Below are 11,922 nucleotides of genomic sequence, written 5' to 3' on the forward strand. Positions count from 1 at the left end.
GCCGGACCTTTTCGGGAAGCGTCAGCGGGCTGAAAAGGGAGGAAGCCAAGCCAGCGGATGCTGGCGCCCGGCACTTGAGGGCACACTTGAAACAAGGGACGCCGTCATGGGCATCACCGGTATCGGCCTGAAGGCCCGCCATACGGCCGAGCTGTTGGCCCACCGCCCCTCCCTACGCTTTCTGGAAGTACACGCCGAGAACTACATGGGGGCCGGTGGCCCGTCACACCGCTGGCTGACCGCGCTGCGTGAGTCGTATCCCCTGTCCATCCACGGCGTCGGCCTGTCCCTGGGCGGGGCGGAGCCGCTGGATGCCGATCACCTGGCCGATTTGGCGGCCCTGGTGGATCGCTACCAACCGGAATTGGTATCGGAGCATCTCGCCTGGTGCCGCATCGACGGCACCTACCTCAACGACCTGCTGCCCATTCCCTATACCGATGCCAGCCTGTCCCTGGTGGCCGATCACATCGACCAGACGCAGACGGCCCTGCGCCGCCGCATCCTGGTCGAGAACCCGTCCAGCTACATGGCTTTCCCGGAAAGCGATTGGGACGAGGCCGCCTTCCTGGCGGAACTGGCCCGCCGTACCGGCTGCGGCATCCTGCTGGATGTGAACAACATCCATGTCAGCGCCCACAATGTCGGGCTGGACGCCAGGGCCTACCTGGCCGCGCTGCCGACCGGCGCCGTGGGCGAAATCCATGTGGCGGGGCACGAGCCCGTCGAGCATGACGGCCGCGCCGTGCTGCTGGATACCCATGGCGCCCCCGTCACGGCCGCCGTGTGGGACCTGTACCGCCAGGCGCTGACCCGCTTCGGCCCCGTCCCCACCCTGGTGGAGCGGGACGCCAACATCCCGCCCTTGGCCGAATTGCTGGCCGAGGCCGCCACCGCGGACGGCATCGCCGAGGTCCTGCCCGGAAAGGACGCGGCCCATGCCCACGCTGCTTGAGCGCCAGCGCGACATGCGCGACTGGGTGCTGGCCACCGCCGGCCCGCCACCCCTGCCCAATGCCGGCCTGCACCGTGACAACACCCTGGGCGGCCTGGCGGCTGTCCTGGCCACCGGCTTCCCCGTCACCCACCGCCTGGTGGGCGAGGCCTGCTTCACCGGCCTGGCCCAGGCCTACGTCCGCCACGAACCGCCCCACGAGGCGCCGTTGCTGCGGTACGGCACAGGCTTCCCCGCGTGGCTGATCGGGCAGGAGGTGGCGCGGCAGCTGCCCTATCTGGCCGACGTAGCCCGGCTGGAAGCGGCATGGACCCATGCCTACCACGCGATGGAGGCAGCCACCCTGGACGCGAGCGTCCTGGCCACCCTGGGCGACGCGGTGGAGGATGCCGTCTGGCGCCTGCACCCCAGCCATCGCTTCGTTACCAGCCCCTGGCCAGTGGACAGCATCTGGCAAGCCAACCAGCCGGACGCCGGCGACGCGACGGTGGACCTGGACACCGACGGCGACACCCATCTGCTGGTGGTGCGACCAGCAGCCGAGGTGCTGCTGATCCGCCTCTGTCCCGGTGCCTTCGCCCTGTTGATGGCCCTGGGCGCCGGTTTGCCCCTGGGCAGCGCCTGGGACAACGCACTAGCCCTGGACGCGGGCTTCAATCTGGAACACGAATTAACCGGCCTGCTGGCGGCGCAGGTCTTCACCGGAGTGGAATTGCCATGACCCTGCCCCTGACGCCCACCACCGCGACGGCCAAGCCCGCGCCCATCGCCCTGGCGCTGGCCATCATCCACCGGCTGGAGCGGTTTCCCCGGGGGCTGGACGCCTTGCTGTGGCGCCTGGCGGCCGCCACCGTCTTCTGGCGGTCCGGCCAGACCAAGGTGACGGGCTTCCACATCAACGACACCACGTTCGACCTGTTCCGGGACGAGTACAAGGTGCCCCTGGTTCCGCCGGAGGTGGCGGCCGTGCTGGCCAGCATCACGGAAAACCTGTGCGCCGTGCTGCTGGTCGTCGGCCTGGCGTCCCGCCTGTCGGCCGGCGCCCTGTTCGGCATGACCCTGGTGATCGAGATCTTCGTCTATCCCGAAAGCTGGCCCGACCATCTGCTGTGGTCGGCGGTGCTGGTCCCCATCATCCTGCGCGGCCCCGGCGTCCTGTCGCTGGACCATCTGGTCCGCCGGCGGCTGGATCCGGTGGTGGGTCACAACTTGTAAGATCATAACGGTTGGAACAAACCCGCCGCGCGGACATTCTCAGGCCGGCCCCATCCTGCCTGAGGAGCGACACCATGAGCATCCAGTACGGCACCCGCACCATCACCTTCCAGCCCACCATCGACATGGCGGGCGACCTGCCCGGCCTGTTCTCCACCACCCTGTTCTTCCCCAATCAGGCCAGCCACGGCGTCAACATCGACACCGGCTCGGTCGGCATCGTCGTGCCCATCGCCACGCTGCAGGACGGCGAGGGCAACTTCCAACCCTGGGCCCAGCCCACGGGGGAAACGCTGACCTTCACCTATGAGCCCAGCGGCAATACCCGCACGGGCCCCATCGTGGTCGTCACCGGCCTGCAGGTGGGCGACGGCACACCCCAGGGCACCGCCGTCCTGGGCCCGGTGCGCGTCATGGCCTGCACCAATGACGACACGGTCTACATGCTGGGCGTGGGCATCGGGCTGGAGGCCAAGGCCACCCTCAGTCCTTCGGGCAACGCGGCCACGGCGCTGGACAACCCCTTCCTGAGCCTGCGCGATATGCTGGAGCCCAACCCCGCCGTGCTGCCGGCCTATGCCCTGACGGCGGCCTTGCAGGCGGACGGCCGGCACGGCCTGGTGACCCTGGGACAGACCATCGACAGCCTGCAGGGCTATCGCTTCCTGCCCCTGGTGGCCGATTCCAGCAGCCCCAGCGGCCTGCAACTGCCCTGGGTGCAGCTGACAGTGACGCCGCAGGGCGGAACGCCCATCCAAACCCAGGCGCAGATGCTGATGGATGCGGGCATCACCAACATGTTCATCGGGGTCATACCCGAGCCCCAGCCCCCCATCCCCTGGCTGAACACCGCCGTCACCATACAGGCGGAGGATGAGTCCGGCGCCACCGCGCTGAACTACAGCTTCGTCAATTCCCAACCGGCCGACGGCCCAGGCCCCAACGTCAATTGCGACCCCAGCCAGCCGGCGTCGCCCAGCCGCATCCTGAACGGCGGCCCCAGCCCGCAGGATGGCAGCTTCCTCAACACCGGCGTCCACCTGCTGGCCGCCTATGACTATGTGGTCGATGCCGTCAACACCCGGCTGGGCCTGCGCCCGCGTTCGTGAGCCCCCGTGCGGCGACGTTTCCCCGCGACAGGCGGCGTCCGGCATGGTTCAACAAGGCCGGACGCCGCCGCTTCTAGGGAAATGCCCCTCATGGAAATGAATCCGCCATGGAAATGAACCAGGTGCGCTACTTCGTGGCGCTGTGCGAAACCCTGAACTTCACCAAGGCGGCGGAGGCCTGCGGCGTGGCCCAGCCCTCGCTGACCAAGGCCATCCAGAAGCTGGAGGAGGAACTGGGCGGGCCGCTGTTCGTGCGCGAACGCACCCTGACCCATCTGTCCGACCTGGGCCGCCTGATGCGCCCGCACCTGGAGGCGGTGTTCCATGCCAGCGAGTCCGCCAAGCTGGAGGCGCGCAGCTTCAACACGCTGGAAAAGGGCCGGGTGCGCCTGGGCGTCATGTGCACCATCGGCCCCACCCGCCTGGTGGGCTTCCTGAAGCGTTTCCGCACGGCCCTGCCCTCGGTGGAGGTCGCCTTGCGTGACGCGCCGGGACGCGAGGTGCTGGCCCTGCTGATGGAGGGAGAGCTGGACTGCGCCCTGCTGGGCCTGCCCGACCTGCCGGAACGGGTGGAGGCGCGGCCCCTGTACCAGGAGCGTTATACCGTCGCCTTCGCCCCCGGCCACCGCTTCGAAGCCATGGACGTGGTGCCCCTGGCCGAACTGGACCAGGAAGACTACCTGAACCGGGTGAACTGCGAATATCCGCAGCATTTCGACGCCCTGGGCATCCCCGACCCCGCCGATGTCCGCGTCTGTTACGAGAGCGAGCGGGAGGACTGGATCCAGGCCATGATCCTGGCCGGCCTGGGCTGCGCCGTGATGCCGGAATTCCTGCCCATGCTGCCCGGCATCGCCACCCGCCCCCTGATCGAGCCGGAACTGTCGCGCACCGTCAGCCTGGCCAGCGTCGCCGGCCGCCGCCATTCCCCCGCCCTGCGCGAATTCATGGCCCTGGCCCGCCGTTACGATTGGGGTGGCACAGCACAGACGGCCGCCGCTTAAGCCCCTTCCCGGCCCCGATCAATCTGTATATTGTATCCAAAATTGGCCCCACCAAAGAGGGCTGAAGGAACGGATTGGCAAGGGGTCCTGCGATCATGAAGCGTGAGAACAAGCCGGCCGGGGGGCCGCGCCGCCGTGATGTCATGCTGGCCGCCGGTGGCGTTGCGGCCGGGGCCGTGCTGGCGAGCCGTGCCCCGGCGATGGCCGGTGCGGCCAAGCCGGCCATGCACGCCTTCGCCCTCACCTTCGACGGTCCCGGCCTGACAAGCCTGCGGGCATCCGGCGACGCCTTCGACACCGATTACCTGGAGCCTGGGCAGGCGCTGGGCCACGTGGCCCTGGCCTATCGCCGTGACGGCAGCGCCCCCTGGCACGCGGTCGACACGGCCAGCCTGACGCCCGCCCGCTTGGACCAGCAAAACGCCCAAAGCCGCTTGGCCGAGTACGAGATCAATGATGAGTCCGGGCCCGCCCTGGGCCTGACCCTACGGCTGGGCGTGGCCGACGGCGATCTCGCCTGGCGGATCAGCCTGGTCAATCGTACCGGCGCGGCGCTGGAGGTCGGCGACCTAGCCCTGCCCCTGCCCTTCCATACCGAGTTCAAGGCCAAGCAGCCGGCGACATCCGCGGTGCTGAAGCACAGCTTCGTCTCCGGCCATGGCTCCTTCCTGTTCTGGATGCGGTCCAACAGCGTCGGCCCCTATCTGGTCATGACGCCGGAACGGGAAACGCATTTCGAATATTGGCAGCCGCGCCAGGGCGCCCGGCAGGACAGCGACAGCCCCATCCGGCCCTACCGTCCCTATCAGGTCTTCATCTACGCCGCCGCCACTGGCGAAGCCATGCGGGCGGAAGGCGGCCGCTGGCGCCAGCCGCTGACCAGCCTGACCCTCGGGGCCGGCGAAACCCGCCGCTTCGGCGCCCGCTTCACCTGGGCGCAAGACTATACCGGCGTGCGCGACACCCTGGTGACCCACGGCGGCATCGATGTGGAGGTGGCGCAGGGCATGACCCTGCCCACCGACCTGCCTGGCCGCATCGCGCTGCGCAGCCTGGACACCATCGAGGCCATCGAGGCGGAACATCCCGACCAGACCACCCTCCTGGACCTGGGCATCCGCAACGGCCGACGCATCTATGAACTGCGCTTCCGCCGCCTGGGCGAGAATTTGGTCACCATCCGCCACGGGAACGGGCGCGCCACGCATCTGGAGTTCTTCGCCACCGAGCCGGTGGAAACCCTGATTGCCAAGCGCGCCGCCTTCATCGCCGCCCATCAGCACCGCGACCCGACCAAGTGGTACAATGGCCTGCTGGCGGAATGGAACCAGGAGACCCAGACCCTGCTGGGCCCCGACAATTACGACCGCATCAAAGGCTGGCGCATCTATGAAGTGACCTGCGACGACCCAGGCCTGAGCAAACCCGCCTACCTCGCCAGCAAGAACGCCGAGCACCCGGTGCAGGCGGAGGTGGCGGCGCTTGATGACTATGTGGAGCACTTCGTCTGGGGCGGGCTGCAGCGCACGACGGAGGAGGAGGACAGCTACGCCCTCTACGGCATTCCCGACTGGAAGAAGAACCGGGAAAGCGCCGACCCCGGTCCCAAGGGGCGCCAGCATTACTGGCGGCCCTACGACTACCCGCACATCATCGCGATGTACCTGGGCCTCTACCGCGTCGCCACCCGTTATCCCGCCATCACCACCCGGCTTGATGCCGCGGCCTACCTGGAACGGGCCTACGGCACCACCCGCGCCCTGTTCACCATCCCGATGAAGATCGAGCAGTGGAGCGCCTACGAGACCGGCTTCTACAATGAGGTGGTGATCCCCGAGCTGATCGACGCCCTGGACGCGGCGGGGGAGACCGCCCAGGCGGCGGAGCTGCGCGGCCATTGGGTGCGCAAGGTCGACTTCTTCGTGAACGGCAAGCCCGACCTCTTCGGTTCGGAATATCCCTTCGATTCCACCGGCTTCGAGTCCACCCAGGCCCTGGCCCGCTACGCCCTGGACCATGCCGGCCAGCCGGGCTTCCCCGTCACCCGCGCCGCCGCCCGGCGCTTCGCCGACGCCCAGATCGCCGCCAACCTGTTCTGCCGCGGCACCATTGAGCCCGCCTATTATTATCTGGGCAGCGACTACCGCGCCGCCGGCGGCGACGCCTTCACCCTGACCTATATGGCGCAGATGGGCGGCTGGGCCCTGGCGGACCACGCCTTGAACGACGCCGAAGACGGGCGGCCCCATCTGCGCCTGGCCTGGACCTCGTTCATGAGCGCCTGGGCCCTGGTGAACAGCGGCACGGCGGAAAGCGGCTATGGCTATTGGTATCCGGGCCAGGCCAACGACGGCGCCTCCGGCGGAGGGTTCGAGCCCGCATCCCACGGCACCACCTGGCTGGGCCAGCCCCACCACCGGGGCAGCTGGTACTATTCCAGCGAGAGCGACCTGGGCTTCTGCGGCGCCCTGCGCATGGCCGCGACCCTGGTCAGCGACGACCCCGTGTTCGGCCGCTTCTGCTTCGGCGGCACCCTGGTGGAGGCCGCCGGCTGGCTGAAGATCACGCCGCGCGACGGCGTCCGCCGCCGCCTGCACGCCCGCCTGCAACACGCCCGCTTGGCCCGCCAGCGCCTGGATCTGGAGGTGCAGGGCGCGCGCCTCGCGCCCACCGAGAGCATCGCCTGGCACCCCGCCGACGCCCGCCTGCGCCTGACCCTGGACGGCGAAGCCCAGCGCCAACCGCCCAGCCTGGGCCTGCGCGGCCTGCCCAAGGGGCGCTACCGGGTAACGGGGGGCGGCGTGCTGACGATGACGGGTGAGGCGCCATGGGTGACGGTGGCGCTGCCGGCGGGAACGCGGGAGGTGGCGGTGGAGCGGATGTGAACCCCACCCCTTCCCCTACGGGAGCGTTCGATGCCATAGAAGACGGCCGCTTCCCCCACTAACCGGCCCACCCCATGACCCGTCTCGACCGAATCTGCAAAGTCGCCCTGTGGGTGCTGGGCTTCCTGCTGATCGTAGGCGGCTGCATGGCCATCTTCCCCGCCCTGTTCCTGACGGTGGTGGCGGCCAATGATGGCGCCCAGGGCGGGGCGGCGCCGGGGATGGTGTGGCTGCTGATGCCGCTGGTGGTGGCGGGCGTGCCGGTGCTGATCCTGCTGTCGGCGCGCAAATTCCCGGCCTACGTCAGGCATCACGCCCTGGCCATGGCGCTGGCCTGGGCGGGGGCGCTGTACCTGTTCGATCGCTTCTGGCTGCACCGCTGAATGCAATTGACGGTCAGCTGCAGCATCACGAGGGGCGGCACTGGCGTGTAATGGGAATTGGGGATCACACGCGCGGCATTTGATCGTAACCGCTCCAGTGCTCAAGCCCCAGGCAGCGCCATCCGGCGACTTGGCCACCTCGATCTGTTTTTGCGGTACGCGCTCCAGCGATGGTGGCGCTGCCGGCAAACGCACAAGAAGATGAGAGGAGGCGACTCTAGAACTATTCTCGACTTGAGGACAAAGCGGCGTGCAGAGATGATATGGTAAATAGATCAGGATTTGCCGAAATGCCTTTTCCCATGACCTGCGGCTTCGTCGGTTATATCGCCGACATTATGTTCCCGGCCAATTCCCGCCCCGGATCAGATTATTTCAAATCAATCGCATTCACCCACCTGATTGGAATGGCGCTCCTTACTTGTTGGTTAGGCATCGCCGCCGCCTTCTCCAGCACAGCATCAGCCGCACCAGCGAGCTATGATGAGGCCTGTGCAATAATGGAAAAGCGCTACGAGCTGACATGCCCGGAGGGTTACGATCTTCCGCAGCACAAACGCTTGCCGTTTCTGGATAAGACAACCGATAAGGGCGGCGAAGGTTTCACCGTCGTTGTGGACTACGGCATATTTACCTTAGGTCAATCAAGTGCCCCTAATAGGGTACCGGTCATGATCCTACCCGATGAAGTTGCTATGCCGTGGCTTCTATTTAGATTTCAAGGATCTTATAGACCTCATACTGATCTTGATGATTATAATGTCAACTCTCCGATATGGAAAAAGTACAATGGCATTCTGATAAGGTCGGGCGATAATACTTGTTATCTCAATATGAATGTAGGAGAAAATAATTCAGTTGGAGAATATTGTTTTTCAACAGCGATTTTCCAACGCTGGCGTACTATGATTGCTGGTTCCACGCATCCAATGGACGCTTTCGATGACGTAGCGCTGAATGGACTGAATATCTCGGAGCTTCTGAATGGTGACGTTACCAACGTCGGACTGCACCATGGGGAATTTAATCGCCTGTCCCTTCATCTTTCCACCGATGGCAATAAGCGTATCGCCAGTATTGATAGGTCTGGGTCAATCAGACCGCTACTCAGCTTCAGCCTCAATATCAAAGATAGCGGCACCTACGAACTTGATCTAAAGATCAACGATCATGTCGAGAAATATCATTTATACGTAACAAAAAATGGAGTTAATATTACTCCATTCAATAATGAAGAGAATCGTTTTAGCGCCACAAATTGGAAAAGAATACCACCATATCCAACAAACACTCTATGGATATACTGCTTTGGAGAGGGCGCTGCAGCATTAGGTCAGTGCGGTACCTTAGCTCCGATCGCCGGCAAGTTCGGTACCCTTAAATCGACAGACCCCAAAGGCTATTTTTCACATCAAAATTTGATCGGAATTCCTAGTGTGGTTTTGACATATGCTGTTCCGCCGGACCGGGATATCGGCGCTATGAAAGCGATCCTGCGAGATGCGTTGCCGGATGCGGAAAGCAATGGAACGCCACAATTTTATGTTGAATGGCAAGGCCCTGAAAGCGCGGGCTACTGTAATCACCGGTCGTGTTACCCCTTCCCTGGGTTCAGAGTCGACATTCCGATAAAACATCCATGACTTGCTTCGACAAATCTCGTGAAGTCACTCTCTGTATCTTGGGGCCGTTGTTGCTCACGCGTAATTTTTAGGCGATATTTTGCGCCCATTGGGCTCAGTCGCCGTTGGGATAGTCGCCGCGCTTCACCAGCATTTGGCACAGCTGTTTGCCAAATGTGCTCATGAACTCGTTGATCAGCGCCTCGTCGCGCCGATAGAAGGTCCACTGGCCCACGCGGTGGGAGGTCAGCAGGCCGGCGCGCTGCAGCATGGCCAGGTAGGTGGAGACGGTGGACTGCGACAGGTCCGTCTTTTCCAGGATGCGGGTGACGCACACCCCCTTTTCAACGGGGTAGCCTTCGGGCTGGGGGCCGAAGTGGGTGGCGGGGTCCTTCAGCCACAGCAGGATGTCGCGCCGGACCGGGTTGGCCAGGGCCTTCAGGATCGCTTCCACATCCATCGCGTCGACATCCACACCCGTGAAACCGGGGAGGGCTGATCACCCTCCCCGGTCGGAAAATCAAACCACCAGCCGGTCCAGCGCGGCGCGGTCGAAGGGGATCACTTCGCCCACGCGGCCGTCGCGGACCTTGATGGCCCAATCGGGATCGCTGAGCAAGACCCGGCCCACGCCCAGCAGGTCGAAATCACCCCGCGCCAGGGCCTGGGCCGCCTGGTCCACGTCGGTGGGCTTGACCTCGAAGGCGTCGCGGTTGGCGAACATGCCGACCTTGAAGGCGCCGTCCAGGCCCACGCTGCCCACGGCGATGACGGGCTTGCCCGTCAGGCGCTTGGTCCAGGCGGCCAGCGTGTCGGGGGACCCGTCAAAGGCGGGTTCCCAATAGCGCCGGGTGCTGACGTGGAAGACGTCCACGCCGGCCTCGGCCAGGGGCGTCAAGATGCGGCCCAGCTCTTCCGGCGTCTGGGCGATCCGGGCGTTGTAGTCGATACCCTTCCACTGCGAGAAGCGGAAGACGATGGGGAAGTCGGGGCTGACGGCGGCGCGCACGGCCCGCACGATCTCCACCGCGAAGCGCGTGCGATTCTCCAGGCTGCCGCCATAGGCGTCGGTGCGCTGGTTGGTCTGTTCCCAGAAGAAGTCGTCGATGATGTAGCCGTGGGCGCCGTGCAGCTCCGCCCCATCGAAGCCCAGGCGCTCCGCATCCGCGGCGGCCTGGGCGAAGGCGGCGACCACGGCGTCGATGTCGGCCTGGGTCATGGCGCGCACCACCTCGACCCCATCGGTGACGATGGCGGAGGGGCCGTAGCCCGGGACGCTGGGGTCCGGCTCCACCCCCGGGCGGCGGGCGATGCCCACGTGCCACAGCTGGGGAATGATGCGCCCGCCCTCGGCGTGGATGGCGTCCACCACCCGCTTCCAGCCGGCCAAGGCCGCCTCACCATGGAAGGCCGGGACCTGGGGATAGCCGTTGGCGGCCGAATGGTTGATGGTCGTGCCCTCGGTGATCAGCAGGCCCACACCGCCCTGCACACGGCGGCGGTAATAGGCCACCACATCATCCGTAGGCACCCCACCGGGTGACTTGTTCCGGGTCATAGGCGCCATCACCAGACGGTTGGCCAGGGTGTGCCGGCCAAAGGCGAAGGGCTGGAACAAGGGCGCCACCGCCGCGTTGACGGAATGGGTGCCGATGCCGGCATCAGAGGCGGCCGGAGTCGCGCCGGGATTGGCGGTCGGGGCGGGGGTCGCGGTGTCCATGGAGGGCCCTTGGCTGGTTGGCGGAGAAGAGAGGTTTCGGTATATCGCGTTTTCTCGATATATCAAGTGCCTGGTTTGGCGACATTTTCGCGCGGATGAAATGTTGCGCCGCAAACCAACCAATCATTAAGATTTGATCGGCTATGGTAAGCGCTGGGAAATGCGCTACGCTTTGATGACAGGCTTTGAAGAGGCCAGCAAAACAGCAGACGCAGATTGGGTTTATGCGCGCCAGCCGGCGCCGTGACAGCAGGAGGACAGCAGGATGGCGGCACCCGTGTCAGCCCGTGCAAGCCTATTGGAAACCGGGCGTAATGATGCGCTGCAGCGGAGCCTGATCCCCTGTTTCGATGCCTTCTACGGCGCGGCGCTGACCTTGATCGACGACTGGAGCGCCCCCACCCGGCCCCGGGTGCTGGACCTGGGCGCCAATGGCGGCCTGTTCGCCTCGCTGGTGCGCACCCGCCTGCCCCACGCCCACCTGCACCTGGTGGAAGAGACGCCCCAGGCCATGGAGCAGAGCCGCCGCCGCTTCGCCGGCGACGCCCGCGTCAGCTTCGCCCTGGCGGAGTTGGAGGAGGCGGAGCTTGGCGGGCCCTGGGATCTCGTCATCTCCTCCCTCGCCATCCACCACCTGGACCACAGCGCCAAGCGCGACCTGTACGGCCGCGTCAACCAGGTACTGGCCCCCGGCGGCCTGTTCATCAGCGCCGAACAGGTGCTGGGCCCCACCGCCGAGGTGGAAAGCCAATACGACCGTCTGTGGCAATCGGAAGCCAGCGACCTGGGCGTGCCGGCGGTGGAGCTGTCGCGCGCCCGCGACCGCCTACGCCAGGACCATTGCGCCACCCTGGGCGAACAGCTGATGTGGATGGCGGAGGCCGGGCTGCGCGACGTGGACTGCGCCTTCAAATCCTGGCGCTTCGCCGTGATGAGCGCGCGCCACCACTGATCTTTATCGCCCGGCCAATCTTTATGGCCGACCAGTGCGGCTTTGGGTAGCAATCGGCGGCCCCGTCCGTAAAGTGG

11 protein-coding genes are annotated in these 11,922 nt (G+C 65.6%); 9 read left to right on the top strand and 2 right to left on the bottom strand.

What is annotated here, in order from left to right; all coding sequences use genetic code 11:
- The first annotated feature begins 106 nt into the window (after nt 1-106).
- From bufB to FBZ88_RS09610, 8 genes are all read left to right on the top strand, one after another.
- The gene (bufB, locus tag FBZ88_RS09575) at nt 107-955 is read left to right on the top strand and encodes an MNIO family bufferin maturase (protein WP_145616592.1); all 849 of its coding nucleotides are present in this window, start codon (nt 107-109) and stop codon (nt 953-955) included.
- Nucleotides 939-1,676 carry an HvfC/BufC N-terminal domain-containing protein gene (locus tag FBZ88_RS09580; protein WP_145616593.1) on the top strand — a complete coding sequence of 246 codons (738 nt, stop codon included), beginning with the start codon at nt 939-941 and terminating at the stop codon, nt 1,674-1,676. The genes bufB and FBZ88_RS09580 overlap by 17 nt, the downstream gene beginning before the upstream one ends.
- The gene (locus FBZ88_RS09585; protein ID WP_145616594.1) at nt 1,673-2,170 is read left to right on the top strand and encodes a DoxX family protein; all 498 of its coding nucleotides are present in this window, start codon (nt 1,673-1,675) and stop codon (nt 2,168-2,170) included. Before FBZ88_RS09580 ends, FBZ88_RS09585 begins: the two co-directional genes overlap by 4 nt.
- Before the next feature lie 74 nt (nt 2,171-2,244).
- Complete coding sequence (locus FBZ88_RS09590; RefSeq protein ID WP_145616595.1) at nt 2,245-3,279, top strand: hypothetical protein; 1,035 nt, start codon at nt 2,245-2,247, stop codon at nt 3,277-3,279.
- A gap of 107 nt (nt 3,280-3,386) precedes the next feature.
- Entirely contained in the window at nt 3,387-4,283 is an 897-nt protein-coding gene (locus tag FBZ88_RS09595; RefSeq protein ID WP_145616596.1) for a LysR family transcriptional regulator, read from the top strand.
- 95 nt (nt 4,284-4,378) lie between these two features.
- Nucleotides 4,379-7,168 (top strand): DUF5695 domain-containing protein, encoded by a 2,790-nt coding sequence (locus FBZ88_RS09600; RefSeq protein ID WP_186464303.1) that lies wholly within the window; start codon nt 4,379-4,381, stop codon nt 7,166-7,168.
- 74 nt (nt 7,169-7,242) lie between these two features.
- Nucleotides 7,243-7,551, top strand: coding sequence for a hypothetical protein (locus tag FBZ88_RS09605; RefSeq protein ID WP_145616597.1), 309 nt, complete (start codon nt 7,243-7,245; stop codon nt 7,549-7,551).
- Between the two features lie 290 nt (nt 7,552-7,841).
- The gene (locus tag FBZ88_RS09610) at nt 7,842-9,194 is read left to right on the top strand and encodes a hypothetical protein (protein WP_145616598.1); all 1,353 of its coding nucleotides are present in this window, start codon (nt 7,842-7,844) and stop codon (nt 9,192-9,194) included.
- A gap of 94 nt (nt 9,195-9,288) precedes the next feature.
- Here FBZ88_RS09610 and FBZ88_RS09615 read toward each other — a convergent pair whose 3' ends face one another.
- Nucleotides 9,289-9,633, bottom strand: coding sequence for an ArsR/SmtB family transcription factor (locus FBZ88_RS09615; protein ID WP_145616599.1), 345 nt, complete (start codon nt 9,631-9,633; stop codon nt 9,289-9,291).
- Between the two features lie 60 nt (nt 9,634-9,693).
- The gene (locus FBZ88_RS09620) at nt 9,694-10,893 is read right to left on the bottom strand and encodes an NADH:flavin oxidoreductase (protein WP_145616600.1); all 1,200 of its coding nucleotides are present in this window, start codon (nt 10,891-10,893) and stop codon (nt 9,694-9,696) included.
- A gap of 277 nt (nt 10,894-11,170) precedes the next feature.
- Between FBZ88_RS09620 and FBZ88_RS09625 the strand changes: the two genes are divergently transcribed.
- Nucleotides 11,171-11,845, top strand: a complete 675-nt coding sequence (locus tag FBZ88_RS09625; protein WP_211102589.1) for a class I SAM-dependent methyltransferase — start codon at nt 11,171-11,173, stop codon at nt 11,843-11,845.
- The last annotated feature ends 77 nt before the right edge of the window (nt 11,846-11,922 follow it).

The organism is Nitrospirillum bahiense (genome assembly GCF_007828025.1).
In the GTDB taxonomy this organism is placed as follows: Bacteria; Pseudomonadota; Alphaproteobacteria; order Azospirillales; family Azospirillaceae; genus Nitrospirillum; species Nitrospirillum amazonense.